General features: G+C 72.6%; 16 protein-coding genes, 1 pseudogene and 1 riboswitch. Of the genes and pseudogenes, 9 read left to right on the top strand and 8 right to left on the bottom strand.

What is annotated here, in order from left to right:
* Positions 1 to 51 precede the first annotated feature (51 nt).
* The 4 genes from FKN01_RS23810 to FKN01_RS23795 all read right to left on the bottom strand — a co-directional run bounded on the left by FKN01_RS23810 (position 52) and on the right by FKN01_RS23795 (position 3,130).
* Positions 52 to 318 (bottom strand): DUF4235 domain-containing protein, encoded by a 267-nt coding sequence (locus FKN01_RS23810; RefSeq protein WP_143623882.1) that lies wholly within the window; start codon positions 316 to 318, stop codon positions 52 to 54.
* Positions 315 to 629 carry a hypothetical protein gene (locus tag FKN01_RS23805; protein WP_143623880.1) on the bottom strand — a complete coding sequence of 105 codons (315 nt, stop codon included), beginning with the start codon at positions 627 to 629 and terminating at the stop codon, positions 315 to 317. The genes FKN01_RS23810 and FKN01_RS23805 overlap by 4 nt, the downstream gene beginning before the upstream one ends.
* Before the next feature lie 273 nt (positions 630 to 902).
* Complete coding sequence (locus FKN01_RS23800) at positions 903 to 2,483, bottom strand: polysaccharide lyase family 1 protein (RefSeq protein ID WP_143623878.1); 1,581 nt, start codon at positions 2,481 to 2,483, stop codon at positions 903 to 905.
* A 221-nt stretch (positions 2,484 to 2,704) separates the two neighbouring features.
* Entirely contained in the window at positions 2,705 to 3,130 is a 426-nt protein-coding gene (locus FKN01_RS23795; RefSeq protein ID WP_143623876.1) for a DUF3592 domain-containing protein, read from the bottom strand.
* A 316-nt stretch (positions 3,131 to 3,446) separates the two neighbouring features.
* Between FKN01_RS23795 and FKN01_RS23790 the strand changes: the two genes are divergently transcribed.
* Entirely contained in the window at positions 3,447 to 4,361 is a 915-nt protein-coding gene (locus FKN01_RS23790) for a diiron oxygenase (protein WP_143623874.1), read from the top strand.
* A gap of 25 nt (positions 4,362 to 4,386) precedes the next feature.
* Positions 4,387 to 6,021, top strand: a complete 1,635-nt coding sequence (locus tag FKN01_RS23785; RefSeq protein WP_143623872.1) for an FAD-dependent oxidoreductase — start codon at positions 4,387 to 4,389, stop codon at positions 6,019 to 6,021.
* Between the two features lie 23 nt (positions 6,022 to 6,044).
* Here FKN01_RS23785 and FKN01_RS23780 read toward each other — a convergent pair whose 3' ends face one another.
* Complete coding sequence (locus tag FKN01_RS23780; protein WP_143623870.1) at positions 6,045 to 6,569, bottom strand: DoxX family protein; 525 nt, start codon at positions 6,567 to 6,569, stop codon at positions 6,045 to 6,047.
* A 247-nt stretch (positions 6,570 to 6,816) separates the two neighbouring features.
* Between FKN01_RS23780 and FKN01_RS23775 the strand changes: the two genes are divergently transcribed.
* On the top strand, positions 6,817 to 8,832 hold the full coding sequence (locus FKN01_RS23775) for an NADPH-dependent 2,4-dienoyl-CoA reductase (RefSeq protein ID WP_143623868.1): 2,016 nt from the start codon (positions 6,817 to 6,819) through the stop codon (positions 8,830 to 8,832).
* Between the two features lie 52 nt (positions 8,833 to 8,884).
* On the top strand, positions 8,885 to 9,433 hold the full coding sequence (locus tag FKN01_RS23770) for a PadR family transcriptional regulator (protein WP_143623866.1): 549 nt from the start codon (positions 8,885 to 8,887) through the stop codon (positions 9,431 to 9,433).
* Between the two features lie 18 nt (positions 9,434 to 9,451).
* On the opposite strand, the gene FKN01_RS23765 is transcribed toward FKN01_RS23770, so the two are convergent.
* Both FKN01_RS23765 and FKN01_RS23760 read right to left on the bottom strand, forming a co-directional pair.
* Positions 9,452 to 10,387, bottom strand: a complete 936-nt coding sequence (locus FKN01_RS23765; RefSeq protein ID WP_143623864.1) for a hypothetical protein — start codon at positions 10,385 to 10,387, stop codon at positions 9,452 to 9,454.
* A complete protein-coding gene (locus FKN01_RS23760) occupies positions 10,384 to 11,199 on the bottom strand; it encodes a phosphatase PAP2 family protein (RefSeq protein WP_143623862.1) in 816 nt (271 codons plus the stop codon). The genes FKN01_RS23765 and FKN01_RS23760 overlap by 4 nt, the downstream gene beginning before the upstream one ends.
* Before the next feature lie 148 nt (positions 11,200 to 11,347).
* On the opposite strand from FKN01_RS23760, the gene FKN01_RS23755 reads away from it, so the two are divergent.
* The 4 genes and pseudogenes from FKN01_RS23755 to FKN01_RS23740 all read left to right on the top strand — a co-directional run bounded on the left by FKN01_RS23755 (position 11,348) and on the right by FKN01_RS23740 (position 13,514).
* A complete protein-coding gene (locus FKN01_RS23755) occupies positions 11,348 to 11,977 on the top strand; it encodes a TetR/AcrR family transcriptional regulator (protein WP_143623860.1) in 630 nt (209 codons plus the stop codon).
* Between the two features lie 213 nt (positions 11,978 to 12,190).
* Positions 12,191 to 12,407 (top strand): annotated as a pseudogene (locus tag FKN01_RS33360) (hypothetical protein); the annotation flags it as partial.
* Between the two features lie 56 nt (positions 12,408 to 12,463).
* Positions 12,464 to 12,961, top strand: a complete 498-nt coding sequence (locus FKN01_RS23745; RefSeq protein WP_143623858.1) for an NUDIX hydrolase — start codon at positions 12,464 to 12,466, stop codon at positions 12,959 to 12,961.
* Positions 12,962 to 13,019: 58 nt separating this feature from the next.
* Positions 13,020 to 13,514: an FBP domain-containing protein gene (locus FKN01_RS23740; RefSeq protein WP_143623856.1), complete on the top strand. Its 495-nt coding sequence runs from the start codon at positions 13,020 to 13,022 to the stop codon at positions 13,512 to 13,514.
* Positions 13,515 to 13,557: 43 nt separating this feature from the next.
* Positions 13,558 to 13,651, top strand: a riboswitch (TPP riboswitch).
* A 162-nt stretch (positions 13,652 to 13,813) separates the two neighbouring features.
* Here the strand turns inward: FKN01_RS23740 and FKN01_RS23730 are convergent.
* A complete protein-coding gene (locus FKN01_RS23730; protein WP_185992959.1) occupies positions 13,814 to 15,049 on the bottom strand; it encodes a lipase family protein in 1,236 nt (411 codons plus the stop codon).
* A gap of 667 nt (positions 15,050 to 15,716) precedes the next feature.
* On the opposite strand from FKN01_RS23730, the gene FKN01_RS23725 reads away from it, so the two are divergent.
* On the top strand, positions 15,717 to 16,700 hold the full coding sequence (locus FKN01_RS23725) for an ABC transporter permease (protein WP_143623850.1): 984 nt from the start codon (positions 15,717 to 15,719) through the stop codon (positions 16,698 to 16,700).
* Position 16,701: the final 1 nt, after the last annotated feature.

Raw genomic sequence — 16,701 nt, 5'->3', positions numbered from 1 at the left:
GGCCGGCGCCTGTGACACGGCGCCGGCCCCCTCCGCTTCCGCTGCACCGCGTCAGCCGGGCCAGCTGCCCGTCAGACGGCGGGCGGTCACCGCACCGGAACGCTCTATCGCCGCCTTGACCACGGCGAAGATCGCGCCCTGGACGGCCGCGGCGAGCAGGATCTCCTTCCAGCGGCGGTCCTCGTCCATGGCGTCGGGGGCGTCGCCCTCGCCCTCGATGACCTTCCACACCTGCTTGAACGCCATGCCCGCGATCATGCCGCCCGCGGCGCCCAGGACGAGCCCGACCGGCTTGTAGGCGATCTTCGCCGCGTTCACCGGCGGTGGCCCCGGCCTCGGCGGACCAGGACGACCGCGGCGATCAGCGCCCCGGCCGCGAGCAGCGGGGCGCGGTGGGCGCGCGCCGCGGTGGCGGCCCGGCCCGCGGTCTCCCGCAGGGGTCCGGGCGCCTTGTCCGCCGCGTACTGTCCGGCCCTGGCCGCGCTCTCGCGTACCTGGGCGGCGGCCTGCTCCGTCTTCTCCAGGACCGGGTCGGGGGTGCGTTCCCTCAGCTTCTGGGCGACCAGTGCCGCCTTGTCGCGCACCTGGCCGGTGGCCAGGGCGGCCTTCTCCGCGGTCTGCTGATTCACAGCGGCCGTCCTCTCTTCCGTGGTGCCGTGGGCCTGACGCTCCATCGTGCTCACACGAGGTCGCCATGGCGTCGTCGACCGTCCGAATCGCGGGCCGCGCCCATCCGTCCGGCGCAGCGCCGCGTGTGTCGGTCCCGGCACTCGTACCCGGTGATCGGCAGGACACCCCGGGCGTTTTTCGCCCGCGTCGGGCCGGGCGGCGCCGGTACGCGCGGAGGGCCGGCCGGGGGAGGGTGGTGCTCCCCGGACCGGCCCGGCCGTGCGGAAGGGCGGTTATCCCGCGTACGTCTCGAACTCGGCGATCTTCGGTGTGCCACTGGCCGAGGTGATCTCGAAGGTGATCTTGCGCAGGGAGGTGGCCGGGATGCTGATCGGGCCGGCCCCGCTGCCGCTCTTGAGGACCGCGCCGGTGTCGGCGTTCAGCAGCCGCCAGGAGCCGATGACGCCCTGGGCGCCGGCGGCCTCGCGGATGGTGACGGCGGAGACGGTGGTGGCGGAACCCCATTTGATGGAGATGGAGCCGGTCGTGCCGGAGGGCGACCAGTAGGTGCCCGGGTCACCGTCGCGCACGTTGCCGTAGCTGGTTCCGCTCGCCTTGCTGGAGCCGTCCGAGCCGGCGCCGAGGCTGAGGTTGGTGCCGGCCGGGGTGGTCGGGTCGGTCGGGTCCGGCGTCGGGTCGGTCGGGTCCGGCGTCGGGTCGGTCGGGTCCGGGGTGGGGTCGGTGGGGTCCGGGGTGGGGGTCGTCGTGGAGCAGTCGCCGTCCGAGACCTTGAGCCCCTTGCCCGCGCCCGCGGTGCCGGCCACGATGGCCGGCACGCAGGAGGCGTCGTCGAGGGTGTACGCGTAGGGGATGCTCACCGTGGTGTTGGACCGCGGGTCCGGGCCGGCCGGGTGGTTCTCCTGACCGGGCTCGGACCAGGTGATGTTGTCGAAGATGTTGCCGCTGACCTGCCAGTACCCGGTGGTGTCGGTGTAGAAGGTGCCCAGGACGTCCTTGGAGTCCTTGAAGTAGTTGTTGTCCACCTTGGCGTGGGCGCCGGCCCGGGAGTTGATCCCGGACTTGTTCAGCTTCACGTAGTAGTTGTTGTAGATGTGGGCGGTCCCGCCGCGCAGCAGCGGTGTGCGGGAGTCCACGTTCTCGTACAGGTTGTGGTGGAACGTGACGTAGCCGTTGTCGAGCTGGGTCTCGCTGGAGCCGATGAGGCCGCCCCGGCCGGAGTTGCGCAGGGTGCTGTACGACAGCGTCACGTACTGGGTGTTGTCCTTCATGTCGAACAGGCCGTCGAACCCGGCGTCCTCGCCGCCGGACGCCTCCAGCGTCGCGTGGTCGACCCAGACGTTGCGGACGTCGCTCTCCATGCCGATGGCGTCGCCGCCGTTGGAGGTGGGCAAGCCGGACTTCTTGACGTTCCTGACGGTCACGTTCTGGATGATGATGTTGCTGGACTGGCGTATGTGGATGCCCAGTTGGTCGAAGACGGCCCCGCTGCCGACGCCGACGATGGTGACGTTGCTGATCTGCTTGAGCTCGATGACACCGGCCGCCGTGTTGCAGCTGTCGCCGGACACCTTGGCGGTGTTGGCGTGGTTGATGGTGCCCTCGACCTCGATGGTGATCGGGGTGCTGCTGCTGGCCCGGCCGCACAGGGCCTCGTGGATCTGGGTCCCGGTGGTGGCCCGTACGGTCTGCCCGCCCGCGCCGCCGGTGGTGCCGCCGTTCTGGCTCGCGTAGCCGGTGGCGCCGCCCGCGACGGCGGCGGACGCCTCGGGCATCGTCAGGACCGCTCCGGCCGCGGCCGCCAGGGCCATCGTGGACAGCGCCGCGGAGAGTCTCAGTGCGACTGGTCGCCTCATGTTTCGTTCCCATTCGTCGGAGAGAGAGATGGAAAGCGCTTTCTGGTTGGCGAGAATAGGGGCGCCGAGACACGCCGTACAAGGATGTGAACACGAAAAGATGGCGCTTTCTTGATTTGGGCACGTCAACAAGAGGACGTTCCCATCCCAACCGGGCGTTACGTCACCGGGCCCCGGCCCCCTTTGGAGCGACGGCGCGAGGACACCCCGCAGGGGCCCGCTCAGAGCACCTCGGCGAGGACCGCGGCCGTCACCAGCGCGAAGGCGCACCCCAGCCCGGCCACCATCTCCCTGGCGCGCCGCACCCCGAAGGAGGGGGCCTGCGCGGTGGCGTCACCCGGGGCGTCCTCCGCGTAGTAGACGGTCACGGAGTCGCCCTCCGCCACGTCCAGCCGGCAGCGGCGCTCCTCGAAGGTGACGGTCCGGCCGGACTCCGTACGGAACTCCAGGGTGGGGTGCGACCGGGTGACGGGTATTCCGTCGGCGTCCTGCGCCTCCTCCGTACGCACCCCCGTGCACCGCGCCCCGGCGGTGCGCCCGGCCCACGCCGCCCGCAGCCGGGGGCCCTCCATCTGCCGGTCGAGGCTCCGCGCGAGGCTCACGGCCGCGGCGGTGGCGATGACGAAGTAGACGGCGGCGATGACCATGACGCTCCCCCGGGTCGGCCGGCCCGGGGCCGGCACCACCGGGCCGCGGCAGACCGCCATGATCCCCCGGCCCCGGTCCGCGGACAAGGACCCCCGCGGCCCGCACCCGCGCACCCGTGCAGCGTGGAGAGAACGTGCGAATTTCCTACGCGGGGGTAGTGGGCGCGCGCCTCTTGCTATACCTTCCGTCTAACAGCTTGCTAGACACCGCGTCTAACAAGCGAGGGCGGCGTCCGACGGCCGGAGATCTCATCGGGCGGTACACGATGAGGGCCGGACGGCGCCGGGTCGATCTCTCGAGTCAAGGAGCCGCAGCATGGCAAGCAGCACCGTTCGGCCGGAGGACCAGGACCGGGCCGCCGAGCAGGACGTCGCCCGGCGCCTGCTCGATTCGTCCGCGAAGCTCTCGTACGACCCGGCCACCGAGGTGGACTGGAACACCCCCCTGGACACCGGCCACCACGGCGCGAGCCCGGAGTGGAGCACGCTCTACGGCACCGCCTACTGGGGCGAGTTGACGGAGGATCAGCGCAAGGCACTGACCCGCCAGGAGGCCGCATCCGTCGCCAGCACCGGCATCTGGTTCGAGATGATCCTCCAGCAGATGGTGCTCCGCGACATGTACGCCAAGGACCCCACCGACCCGCGTTTCCAGTGGGCCCTGACCGAGGTCGCCGACGAGTGCCGGCACTCGATCATGTTCGCCCGGGGTGCGGCGAAGCTGGGCGCACCGGCGTACCGGCCGCGCCGCCCGGTGCTCGAACTGGGCCGCGCCTTCAAGACCCTTGCCTTCGGCGAGGCGGCGTACGCGGCGATCCTGGTGGCGGAGGAGGTGCTCGACGTGATGCAGCGCGACTGGATGCGCGACGAGCGCGTGGCGCCGTTCGTGCGCACGATCAACAACATCCATGTGGTGGAGGAGTCCCGCCACATGAAGTTCGCCCGCGACGAGACCCGCAGGCGCCTGCGCGACGCGGGCCCGGTGCGCCGCCACCTCAACGCGCTCGTCGTCGCCATCGCCTCGTACTACATCGTCACCAGCATGGTGAACCGGGACGTCTACGCGAACGCCGGGCTGGACGGCGACCGGGCCCGGGCCGAGGCGAAGGCCAACGAGCACCACAAGTCCCTGATGCGGTCGAGCTGTTCGGGGCTGATGGAGTTCCTGGCCTCGGCGCGTCTGCTGACGAAGCCGGCCCTGTTCTTCTACAAGCGCGCCGACCTGATCTGACCCGAGCCGAGAGCCCGAGCCGACCATGACCTACGCCATCACCCAGACCTGCTGCAACGACGCCACCTGTGTCGCCGTGTGCCCCGTCAACTGCATCCATCCGACGCCGGAGGAGCCGGACTTCGGCCGTACGGAGATGCTCTACGTCGACCCGGAGACCTGCATCGACTGCGGGGCCTGCGCCGACGCCTGCCCGGTGGACGCGATCTTCCCGGTGGACAGCCTCTTCGGGGCGCGCGAGGAGTACGCCGCCATCAACGCGGCCTATTTCGCGGACCGGGAGCCGGAGCCCGTCGCCGGGCCCAACTTCCATGCCTGGGGCGCCCCTTCGTTCACGCGCAGCCTGCCGTCCGACTTCGCGCCGATCCGGGTCGCGGTCGTCGGCACCGGGCCCGCCGGTATGTACGCGGCCGAGGACCTGCTGCTGCACACCAACGCCGAGGTGACCCTGATCGACCGGCTGCCGGTGGCCGGCGGGCTCGTCCGGTACGGCGTCGCGCCGGACCACCCGGGGACGAAGGGGGTCGGCGAGACGTTCGCCCGGTTCCACGCCCATCCCAGGGTGCGGATGCACCTCGGCGTCGAGGCCGGCACGCACGTCTCGGCCGAGGAGCTGGCCGCGCACCACCACGCGGTGATCTACGCGGTCGGGGCCGGCGCCGACCGCCGGCTCGCCGTCCCGGGCGAGGACCTGCCGTCGAGCATCGCGGCGACCTCGTTCGTCTCCTGGTACAACGCGCATCCCGAGGTGGCACCGGACGCCGTGGACCTGTCGCGGGCCGAGCGGGTGGTCGTCGCGGGGAACGGCAACGTGGCGCTCGACGTCGCGCGCGTCCTCGTCGCGGACCCGGCGGCGCTCGCGGGCACCGACATCGCCGACCACGCGCTGGCCGCCCTGCGCGGCTCCGGGGTGCGCGAGGTCGTCCTGCTCGGGCGGCGCGGCCCCGAGGACGCCGCCTGCACGTCGTCCGAGCTGCTCGCCCTCAAGCACCTTCCGGGTGTGGAGCTGGTCGTGGACGACCACGATCCGCGCGTCGGCCCGGCGATCGAGGGGGCCGTGTCCGGGAGCACGGCCGCCGTACTGCGCGGGGTGCGCCGGGAGCGCGTGGACTGGTCGGGCCCGCCGGCACCGGGCCGGCGCATCGTGCTCCGCTTCCACTCGGCGCCCCTGGAGATCACCGGCCGGGACCATGTGGAGGGCGTCCGGGTCACGGCGGAGGGGGGCGAGTCCGCGATACCGGCGGGGCTGTTCCTGCGGGCCATCGGCTACCGGGGGCTGGCGGTCCCCGGACTGCCCTTCGACGAGGCGAGCGGCACGGTGCCGCACGAGGGCGGCCGGGTGGCGGGGATGCCCGGCACCTATGTCGTCGGCTGGATCAAGCGGGGGCCCTCCGGGGGCATCGGCGCCAACCGCACCTGCGCCGCCGAGACGGTCGGCACGCTGCTCGCGGACGCGGTCGCCGGCGCGCTCCCGTCCCCCGTCCACCCGGCCAAGGCGTTCGGCCGCCTGGTCCGGGGGCGCAGCCGCCAGGTGGTCGATGCCCGGGGCCTGGCCGCGATCGACCGGGCTGAGCGGGCGCGGGGCCGGGACGGGGGCCGCCCCAGGGTGAAGTTCGGCACGGTCGCGGAGCTGGTCGCGGCGTCGAAGGGGCGCCGCTGAGGGGCGCGTCGCGGGGGACCCGCTCAGAACTCCTCCGCCTCCGGCATCTGGGCCCGGGCCCGCCTGCCCACCACCGCCACGGCCGCCGCCGCGCTGCCGGCGAAGGCCAGCGCGACCGTCCACGGCTGGTTGAACGCGTGCCCGGTCGCGTGGTCGACGGAGTAGCGGCCGGGGCCGGCCAGCCCGATCGCCGCCGCGGTGAAGCCGAGGAACGCCGGATATTCGTAGCCGCCGCCCTGCGCGAAGAACCCCGCGGGCGCGTGGACGGCCACCGCGCCCGCCATCGCACCGGCCGCCGCCGCTCCGGCGGCCGGTGTGGCCAGGCCCAGGGCGAGCAGCGCGCCGCCGCCCGCCTCACCGAGCCCGGCGGCGAGCGCGCTGTGCTTCGGCGGATGGAAGCCCATCGCCTCCATCGCGGCGGTGGTCCCTTCCACTCCCCCGCCGCCGAACCACCCGAAGAGCTTCTGGGCGCCGTGCGCGGCGAGCACCGCGCCGGTGCCGGCGCGCAGGACGAGCAGACCGAGGTCGTGACGATTGACGCAGCCCATGGAGGTCTCCGGTGGGTTCCGGGGCCCGCCCGGACGACGCGAGCCCCTCGGTTCCGTACGTCACCACTCTCCGCGCCGCACGGAGTGCGCGGACCGTGGTGTTACTCCATCCGGGCGACCCGTCCCGGGCGGCTCACCCCGGGGCGTGAGCCGTGACACAGTGCGGCGAACGCCATTGTGCAACTTGTTGCACAATGGCGCGGCGGTGGTCTAGAACTGGGGCGACGCCACACCGAGGAGCCGCCGCATGAGCCCGTATCCGCACCTTCTGAGCCCGCTCGACCTCGGGTTCACCACCCTGCCGAACAGGGTCCTGATGGGGTCGATGCACGTCGGCCTGGAAGAGGTCGAGAACGGCTTCGAGCGCATGGCGGCCTTCTACGCCGAGCGTGCCCGGGGCGGTGTCGGCCTCATGGTCACCGGCGGCATCGCGCCCAACGAGCGGGGCTGCTCCTTCCCCGGCGGCGCGAAGATGACCACCGAGGCGGAGGCGGCCGAGCACCGCCGGGTGACCTCGGCGGTGCACGAGGCGGGCGGCCGGATCGCCATGCAGATCCTGCATTTCGGCCGGTACGCGCACCACCCGGACCTGGTGGCGCCGAGCGCGCTGCAGGCGCCGATCAGCGCGTTCACGCCGCACGCCCTGACCGACGACGAGGTCGAGGCGACGATCGAGGACTTCGCGACGGCGGCGGCGCTGGCCCGCAGCGCGGGGTACGACGGCGTCGAGATCATGGGCTCCGAGGGCTATCTGATCAACGAGTTCATCGCCTCTGCGACCAACCACCGCGAGGACCGCTGGGGCGGCTCGTACGAGAACCGCATCCGCTTCCCCGTCGAGATCGTGCGCCGGGTCCGCGAGCGGGCCGGCGACGACTTCGTCATCATCTACCGGCTCTCGATGCTGGACCTGGTGCCCGGCGGCTCGTCCCTGGAGGAGGTCGTGCACCTGGCCAAGGAGATCGAGGCGGCCGGCGCGACCATCATCAACACCGGCATCGGCTGGCACGAGGCCCGCATCCCCACCATCGCGACCTCGGTGCCCCGGGCCGCGTTCACCTGGGTCACCGAGAAGGTGCGCGGAGCCGTCTCCGTACCGCTGGTGACGAGCAACCGCGTCAACACCCCCGAGGTGGCCGAGCAGGTCCTCGCCTCGGGCCGGGCCGACATGGTGTCGATGGCCCGCCCGTTCCTCGCCGACCCGGACTTCGTCGCGAAGGCGGCGGCCGGCCGGGCGGACGCGATCAACACCTGCATCGGCTGCAACCAGGCGTGCCTGGACCACGTCTTCAGCGGGAAGGTCACCTCCTGCCTGGTCAATCCGCGCGCCTGCCACGAGACGGAACTCGTCCTGTCGCCGACCCGCACCCGCAAGCGCGTCGCCGTCGTCGGCGCCGGGCCCGCCGGTCTCGCCTGCGCGGTCACGGCCGCCGAGCGCGGCCACGAGGTGACGCTCTTCGACGCTGCCGACGAGATCGGCGGTCAGCTGAACGTGGCCCGCCGGGTGCCCGGCAAGGAGGAGTTCGGCGAGACGCTGCGCTACTTCCGGACCCGGCTCGCGGAGGAGAAGGTCGCACTGCGGCTGGGCACGCCGGTCGGCGCGGGGGATCTCGACGGCTACGACGAGGTGGTGCTGGCCACCGGGGTCACGCCCCGGACCCCGGCGATCCCCGGCATCGACCACCCGAGCGTCGTCGGCTACCTCGACGTGCTGCGGCACGGTGCGCCGGTCGGCGACCGCGTCGCGCTCGTCGGCGCGGGCGGGATCGGCTTCGACGTGGCGGAGTTCCTGACCGACGGCGGCGAGGAGGCGAGCCTCGACCCGGAGGTGTTCTTCCGGCAGTGGGGCGTCGACACGGAGTACCGCGGGCGCGGCGGGCTCACGGCCCCGGAGCGCCCGGAGCCGGCGCGCACCGTCCACCTCCTGCAGCGCAGGACGAGCAAGGTCGGCGCGGGCCTCGGGAAGACGACCGGCTGGATCCACCGCACCGAGCTCCGCCACCGCGGGGTCACGATGACGGCGGGCGTCGGCTACGACCGGATCGACGACGAGGGCCTGCACATCACGGTGGGCGGGGAGCACCACGTACTGCCGGTCGACACGATCGTGCTGTGCGCCGGGCAGGACCCGCGCCGGGACCTGTACGAGGAGCTGCGCGCCGCCGGCCGCGAGGCGCACCTGATCGGGGGCGCCGACGTCGCGGCCGAGCTGGACGCCAAGCGCGCGATCCGGCAGGGCACGGAGCTCGCCGCCGCGCTCTGAACCGGACGGCCGGACGGCTTCGGCCCGTCCGGCCGTCCCTAGGATGCACCCCATGTCACTGCCGCACGCGATCCTCACCGCCCTGCTGGAGAAACCCTCGTCGGGGCTGGAGCTGACCCGCAGGTTCGACCGGTCGATCGGCTACTTCTGGTCGGCGACGCACCAGCAGATCTACCGCGAGCTGGGCAAGCTGGAGCAGGCCGGGCAGATCAGGGCCCTGGAGCCGGCACAGCCGGCCCGGGGGCAGAAGAAGGAGTACGAGGTGCTGCCGGCGGGCCGCGAGGCGCTGTCCGCGTGGGTCGCCCGGCAGGAGGACCCCAAGCAGGTCCGTGATCCGCTGCTGCTGCGGATGCGGGCGGCGGCGGTCGTCGGGGCGCCCGGCCTCGACGCGGAGCTGCGCCGCCACCTCGAACTGCACCGGCGGCAGCTCGCGGAGTACCGGGAGATCGAGATCCGGGACTTCCCACCGGAGCGGGACACGCCCGGGGACCGGCTGCGGCATCTGGTGCTGCGCGGCGGCATCGACCTGGAGAACTTCTGGATCGGGTGGCTGACCCGGGCGCTGGAGGACTATCCGGAGCAGGCGTGCGGGGCCCCGTGACTCGTACAGCGCACGGGATCAGTGGCGCCCCGCGCCGACCCGGCGTCGTTGCTCGCGGCGCGCGACGCGAGGGCCGCTGATGACCACCCGCGACGCGGTGGCCGGCGCGGCCCCGGCCACCGCGGGCGCGGTCTGTGCCTGGGCGCGGGTGAGGAGCACCACGCCCCGGACCGCCGCGACCGTGCCGAGCAGCGCCGGGACCAGACCGGCCGGTCCGCCCTGGAACCGCTCCCCCAGCAGCGCCAGGCCGATGGCCGCGGCGGCGACCGGGTTGGCGAGGGTGACGACGGCCAGCGGGGCCCCGAGCCCGCCCCGGTAGGCGGTCTGGGAGAGCAGCAGCCCGCCCATCGCGAAGGCGGAGACCAGCACGGCGACGACCACCAGGCGTGCGTCGAGCAGCGGTCGGGTGTGGTCGGTCACCGCGACGGTGAGGGTCTGGGTGAGCGCGGAGGCGACACCGGAGGTGATGCCGGAGGCCGCCGCGTGCCGGAGCCCGGGGCGGGCGCCGGGGCGGCTGAGCCCGGCGACGAGCGCCATGGTCCCGGCCCCCACCGCCAGCGCCTCGGTCATGGTCAGGGTCTCGTGCGGGGCGGCGCCGCCCGCCGTCAGGAGCAGGGCGCCGAGGCCGAGCAGGGTGAGCAGCGTGCCGCGCCACTCGGTGACCGTGACCCGGCGGCCCGCGGCCCGGGCGCCGAGCGGGACGGCCGCGACCAGGGTCAGCGCGCCAAGGGGCTGGACCAGGGTGAGCGGGCCGTACTTCAGGGCCGCCACGTGCAGCAGCGCACCGGCGGCGTTCAGGCCGACCGCGCACCACCAGGCGCCGCGCCCGAGGAGCCGGAGCGTGCCGGTGCCGGGCGCGGTGCGGCCGGCCAGCCGGGCCTGGGCGACCGCCGCCGTGGCGTAGGCGGCGGCGGAGACGAGGGAGAGCGCGACGGCGGCCAGGGTGGCGTTCACCGCTGCGCCCCGGAGGGGGCGTACCCGGCGGCGTGCTCCCGCTGCCGTACGACGGACGGCCACGGCCGCGGCGGGCGGACCGGTTCGGCGCGCGGGAGGCGGAGCGCGGCGAGCGACACGGAGAGCAGCGCGACCGCCACGATCGAGTCGAGCCAGTAGTGGTTGGCGGTGGCGACGATGACGAAGAGGGTGATCGCCGGGTGCAGCAGCCACAGCCAGCGCCACCGGGAACGGGTGGCGACGACCAGGCCCACGCCGACCATCACGGCCCAGCCGAAGTGCAGCGAGGGCATCGCGGCGAACTGGTTGGCCATGGAGTCGGTGGCCGGCTGGGCCCCGTACACGGACGGTCCGTACACCCGGGCGGTGTCCACGAGGTGGGTGGCGGCGAGCAGGCGCGGCGGGGCGAGCGGGAAGAGCAGGTGCAGGGCGAGCGCGGCGCCGGTGAGCGCGGCGAGGACGCGGCGCGCCCAGACGTAGTGGCGGGGGCTGCGCCAGTAGAGCCAGACCAGGAAGAGCAGGGTGGCCGGGAAGTGCACGGTCGCGTAGTAGGTGTTCGCCAGGTGGATCAGCGTCTCGTCGTGGAGCAGCAGGCCCTGCACGGCGCCCTCGCCGGGCAGGTGCACGGCGCGCTCGACGTCCCAGACGCGGCCCGCGTTGTGGAACGCCTCGTCCACGTGGCCGTTCGCGGCCTGGCGGCCGAGCTTGTAGATCAGGAAGAGCCCGACGACGAGAAGAAGCTCGCGGACCAGGGGCGGGCGGGCGAAGGTGTCCGGCTTCCGATCGGCGGGCGTGTTGCCGGCGTACTTCACCCGGTGCCCCTCTGCTGATGCTCCTCGGCGGACGTCCGCCCTTATCGATACGCCAGTGTACCGATACGCCGACGTATCGGTACACGCGCGTATCGGTACACTGGCGTATCGATGGACCTCGTCGCAGAGTCGCAGAGAGGGATGGCACATGTCGCCGCAGCGGACCGAGCAGGAGCAGCCCCCCGCGCAGCGCCGCTCGAAGATCACGCCGGAGCGGGCCCAGGAGCTCTACACCGCCGTGCTCGACATGCTGAGGGAGAACGGCTACGAGTCGCTGACGATGGAGGGGGTCGCCGCCCGCTCCCGCTGCGGCAAGTCCACGCTCTACCGCCAGTGGGGCTCGAAGCCCGAGCTGGTGGTGGCCGCCCTGCACGGCACCCGGCGCGGCGCCCTGCGGAAGATCGACACCGGTTCGCTGGCGGGCGACCTGATGGAGGCGGCTCGGGCGATCGGCGAGGGCGCGGGCCGCGACACGCCGCTGATGCTGGCGCTGAGCCATGCGGCGCTGCAGAGCCCGGAGCTGCTGTGCGCCCTGCGCGAGTCGCTGATCCTGCCGGAGCTGGCCGCGATCGACGCGCTCGTACGGCGCGGGGTCGAGCGCGGCGAGGTGGCGCCGGACAACCCGGCGGCGGAGTTCGTCTCCGCCCAGCTGCTCGGCGTGATGCGGGCCCGCCCGATGCTGGCGGGCGCCCACGCGGACGAGACCTACCTCGTCCGCTTCGTGGAGGGCGCGGTCCTTCCCGCACTCGGCCTGGACGCCCCGGCGTCCCGGCCCTGACAGACGTGGGCCGTCGTCCGAGCGGATGACGGCGGCCCGCCCGCGCCGCACCGTGGGGACGGGGGCGGCGCGCAACCCGAACGGCCGGTGACTTCCCAGAAGTCACCGGCCGTTCGCGTACCCGGCGTCTGCCGTGATCGTCCTCTTGACGACGAACACCACCCCCCGATGTCGGCGCAGTACCGAAAAGGACCTGGGGGTTCCCGTGGCCGACAGCTGCTCCGGCTGGTCCGGGAGGCGTGGCCGTCGCCGTCGACCGGTACGTCGTTCGTCCCGGGGGAGCCGGGGGCCCGGGCAGGGGCTGCGGCTGCCCGTGGAGTCGGACCGCGTGGTGGTGTTCGGCGACGGGATGGGGACGGACGCGCTGGAGCCGACGCGGGCGTGGAGCGCGCGGCGCGGCGTCTCGGAGACCTCGCTGCGGCCGGCGGTACGCCCGCCGGCCGTAGGCTCGGACGCCCGAACCGAAGCGCCCTCCGAAGGAGCCTCATGGCCGCCGAGAACCCCCTCGTCCCTTCCCGTAACACCCGGCCGCCCCAGGCCCAGGCCGCGCTGGGGGTCGGGGTCGTCGTGCAGGACGCGCGGGGCCGCATCCTGCTCGGCCGGCACCACAGCGGCACCTGGGAGCTGCCCGGCGGCAAGGTCGACCCGGTGCCGGAGTCCGTCGCGGCGGCGGCCGTGCGGGAACTGCGCGAGGAGACCGGGCTCACGGTCCCGGAGGACGAGGTCACCGTCTTCGCGATGCTCCACGACGCCCTGGGCGGGATCAACCGCGTGACGATGGCCGCCCTGGTGCGCGTGGACACCGGCACGGCACGGGTGACCGAGCCGCACCTGATCAGCACCTGGGAGTGGACCCCGCTCGACGCCCTGCCGTCGCCGCTCTTCGACCCGTCGGCGCAGATCCTCGCGACCTGGCGCCCGGACCTCGGCATCCCGCACCCGCCGGTGCACCGGCTCGCCCTCGCGCCGAAGAGCCCCAGGTGAGCACCTAACTCAATTAATCGTTTGCCTAGGAGCCATAGGCAGAGTTAGCTTCGTGGCCATGAAGGCCCTGACCGAGCAGGACATCCGCTCATCGTTCATGAATTGCTCCAAGGGGGAAGCCAAGCGTCTGCCGCTCCCCCGTGATTTCGAGGAACTGCCGTGGGACGACCTCGACTTCCTCGGCTGGCGCGACCTGTCCGCGCCCGGACGCAGCTACATCGTCACCGAGTACGAGGGCGAGCCCGCCGGGATCTCGCTGCGCTTCCCGTCCCAGCAGCGTGGCTTCCTGCACCGCAGCATGTGCTCGCTCTGCCTGACCACGCACCCCGGCAGCGGGGTCTCCCTGATGACCGCCCGCAAGACCGGACCGGCCGGGCGGGACGGCAATTCGGTCGGCCTGTACATGTGCACCGACCTGGCCTGCTCGCTGTACGTGCGCGGGAAGAAGGCGGTGGCCTCGGGGGCCCGGTTCAAGGAGAGCCTGAGCACGGAGGAGCAGATCGCCCGCACGGTCGACAACCTCCAGGCGTTCGTGACGAAGCTGTTCAGCTGACCCCTGCGGCGGCTCGGAGGGGGCCGGCGCTTTTCTGGCCGCCGCACCGGACACGGGGTGCCCCGCACGAGGGCTGAGACCACACCCGTCGACCTGAACCAGTCAGTACTGGCGGAGCGATGTCTGCATGTCGTTGCCGCATGCCCAGGACGAGTGCGCCGCTTTCGGCGGGCGCACGCCCACCGCACCCGGTGATCTGCGCATCGAGGCGCACGGGGCAGCCGCGCCCGGGCCCGGCGGGGCGCACCCGTCGGCCTCGCGGTCGCGAGGAGAGGGTGCGCGCGACGCCGGGTCTCCGTTCACCCGCGCGGCCGGCCGAAGAGGCGGTCGATCCACCGGGTGACGTCGGGCAGGGACGCCGACAGGACACCGCGGTGGTCGGCCTCGGGGTAGGTGTACGAGGTGACGTAGACGCCGTTCGCCCGCAGTTGCCCGTCCAGGGCGGCGGTCCAGGCGGGCTGGATCACCGTGTCCTTGCCGCCCTGGGCGAGCAGCACGGGGACGCGCGGCGACAGCAGGCCCGGCTCGTTGTCGGCGAGCACCTTGTCGAGGGCGGTGAGATCGGCGCCCTCGCGGAAGATCTCGTCGCTCTTCAACGAGCCCCAGGAGTCCGGGGCGCGGAGCTGGGCGCTGCACATCCGGTCCGCGTCACCGGCCACCGCCAGGGCCTGCGGCGTGAAGATGTCCTCGTCGGGCATGGACCGCACGGTCTGCGCGCCACGGACGATCAGCGGGAAGAAGTCGCTCACCCCGGAGAACGGCTGCTCACGCAGCGTCGGGACGGCCGCGCTGAGCTGCGAACCCGGCGCCAGCGCCGCCGCCCCGAGCAGCCGCAGCTCCGGCGTCCAGCGGTTGGCGAGGTCGGCGGCGAAGACGGCGGCGTGCCCGCCCTGCGAGTGGCCGTACGCCACCCACTCGTCGCTCAGCTGCCGGGAGAGCTGGTGCGCGGCGCGGGTCAGGTCGGCGGCGGCCCGGGCCTCCGCCTCACCGACGAGGTAGCTGTGCGCGCCGTCCGTACCCAGGCCCTGGTAGTCGGTCCGGGTCACCGCGTATCCGCGGGAGACCCAGGGGGCGACGGTGTCCTGCATCGCCTGGAGGTAGTCGTGCGCCGGCCCGTCCGCGGTGTCCCGCGACGGGGCGCAGGCGTCCGCCACGCCCGTCGTACCGTGCAGCCAGGAGAGCACCGGCCAGCCGCCGGCCGGGGGCCGCCCGTGCGGGATCGCGACCGTGCCGGAGACGGCCACCGTCCTGCCCTGCGGGGTCACCGAGCGGTACAGCACACGCCAGTTGTCGGCGCCCGCGAAGGCCGCGACCCCGGTCAGCCGCTGCGCCCGGATGAGCGTGCCGTGCCGGCCGTGCTCCACCAGCCCGCGGGGCGCGTGGTAGAAGCCCTCGCCGCGCGGGCCCGCCGGGACGCCGCCGCCGTGGCCCGCCGCCGCGGACGGTGTCGCGGCGAGAAGCGCCGCCAGGACGCCGGACGCGCAGCAGGCCGCGATCGACCTGGCCGTCCCTGAGTACACGCGTCGCACAGCCATGTGGATCTCCGGCCTTTCTCCTGGGTGACGCTGTCGCCGGTCCCGCACGGCGCGCCTGCTCGGCGCTCCGGCCCGGGGCGAAGCTCTGAACGATGATTCATCACTTGCCCCGCTCGCCGCAAGACCCTGCCGCGGTGCCCGACGCACCCCCTGGCGAGCCGCGCGACGGCCACGACCGGGCAGGCCGACGGGCCCGGAAAGGCACACATGGTCAGGTGAGGGGTGTTCACACCCTTTGAGGGCATGCGGAGTTACCTGTCTCCGCGCGTCCACCATGACGTTGAAAATTTTCGCAACATATGACCGATATGCGGTTTCGGCTTAACCGGATCGCGACCTGACCAGCCTTGACGCACTCACAGGCAGTTGGAATCGTCTGCACAGGCACTGTCGAATCGGGCAGCCGCCACGAATTGACTCATTACGACGCAAGGTTGACGTTCCATGCCCGGCGCACCACCGGCCCCCCTGGCTCCACCTACCCGTGCAGCACCGCCGGCACACGGCAGACTCCCGCACGGGGGCCTGCCCGCACCACTTATTTTCTGACCTCGAGAGTCCGCACATCCCGTCCGAGCGCTCGCAACCCGGGGCCCGGTCAACGCGGCCAAGCGTCCGGTCACACACCGGATCTGCGGGCCCAATTTCAAAGAAAGGCCGGCTCACAGTGCTGCGTTATATCGCCCGCAAAGCAGTCGGCTGGTTTTTGATGATCGCAGTCGCAACCAACCTGACGTATTTCCTCGCCAATGCATTCCTCAAGCCTGCGTCGAATTACACCGCGTTGCGACCGCCTCGAACACCAGCCCAGATCAACCACTCGCTGGCGCAATTCAATCTCAATCCGGACAAGCCGATCCTGGATCGGTGGTGGGACTGGATTTCCGGGATCGTGACCCACTTCGACTGGGGCCAGTCGCCGACCGGTGGCAGCGTCAACGAGCAGGTCGCCTACCGGATCTTCGTCAGCGGCCAGTTGGTCATCGCCTCGACGATCCTGTCCATCGTCATCGGCGTCGGGCTCGGCGTCTACACCGCCTCCCGCCAGTACAAGGCCGGCGACCGGGTGTGGCAGGGCATCTCGGTGCTCTCCTTCAACACGCCCTCCGCGGTGGCCTCGCTGGGCGTGGTGCTCGCGGCCATCTGGCTCAACCAGTCCCTCGGCAGCACGCTGCTGCCGGTCGCCGGAGCGCAGAGCCCCGAAGTCGCCGGGTTCTGGCCGGTCCTGGGGTCCAGAGTTGTACACGCGATTCTTCCCACGATTTCGCTGACGTTCATCTCGTACGCCGGATACCACCTGCTGCAGCGCTCGTTGCTTCTGGACAACATCAACTCCGACTTCGTGCGCACCGCGCGATCCAAGGGGCTGACCCGGAAACAGGCCATCTACCGGCACGGGCTGCGGACTTCGATCATCCCCGTCGCCACCCAGGTCGCCTTCGCGATGCCCGCCCTTTTCACCGGCGCGGTCATCACGGAAACGGTCTTCGCGTGGCACGGCATGGGTGAGTACTTCACCAAGACCATCAGCACGAACGACGTGCACGGTGCCGTCGCCGTCGCGGCTTTCGGTGCCCTCATGACGGCCATCGGCGCGATCCTGGCCGACCTCGTCGTCGTGGCCCTCGACCCCAGGATCAGGGTGAGCTGAC

It is taken from the genome of Streptomyces sp. 130 (genome assembly GCF_007096885.1).
In the GTDB taxonomy this organism is placed as follows: domain Bacteria; phylum Actinomycetota; class Actinomycetes; order Streptomycetales; family Streptomycetaceae; genus Streptomyces.
Note: the sequence above shows the minus strand (reverse complement) of the source record. Positions and strands in the feature narration are given on the sequence as shown.

What these genes read in the sequence shown, in the direction of transcription:
- FKN01_RS23800 (WP_143623878.1), bottom strand. Translation starts at nt 2,483, where the DNA reads ATGAGGCGACCAGTCGCACTGAGACTCTCCGCGGCGCTGTCCACGATG.
- FKN01_RS23795 (WP_143623876.1), bottom strand. Translation starts at nt 3,130, where the DNA reads ATGGTCATCGCCGCCGTCTACTTCGTCATCGCCACCGCCGCGGCCGTG.
- FKN01_RS23790 (WP_143623874.1), top strand. Translation starts at nt 3,447, where the DNA reads ATGGCAAGCAGCACCGTTCGGCCGGAGGACCAGGACCGGGCCGCCGAG.
- FKN01_RS23785 (WP_143623872.1), top strand. Translation starts at nt 4,387, where the DNA reads ATGACCTACGCCATCACCCAGACCTGCTGCAACGACGCCACCTGTGTC.
- FKN01_RS23780 (WP_143623870.1), bottom strand. Translation starts at nt 6,569, where the DNA reads ATGGGCTGCGTCAATCGTCACGACCTCGGTCTGCTCGTCCTGCGCGCC.
- FKN01_RS23775 (WP_143623868.1), top strand. Translation starts at nt 6,817, where the DNA reads ATGAGCCCGTATCCGCACCTTCTGAGCCCGCTCGACCTCGGGTTCACC.
- FKN01_RS23770 (WP_143623866.1), top strand. Translation starts at nt 8,885, where the DNA reads ATGTCACTGCCGCACGCGATCCTCACCGCCCTGCTGGAGAAACCCTCG.
- FKN01_RS23755 (WP_143623860.1), top strand. Translation starts at nt 11,348, where the DNA reads ATGTCGCCGCAGCGGACCGAGCAGGAGCAGCCCCCCGCGCAGCGCCGC.
- FKN01_RS23745 (WP_143623858.1), top strand. Translation starts at nt 12,464, where the DNA reads ATGGCCGCCGAGAACCCCCTCGTCCCTTCCCGTAACACCCGGCCGCCC.
- FKN01_RS23740 (WP_143623856.1), top strand. Translation starts at nt 13,020, where the DNA reads ATGAAGGCCCTGACCGAGCAGGACATCCGCTCATCGTTCATGAATTGC.
- FKN01_RS23730 (WP_185992959.1), bottom strand. Translation starts at nt 15,049, where the DNA reads ATGGCTGTGCGACGCGTGTACTCAGGGACGGCCAGGTCGATCGCGGCC.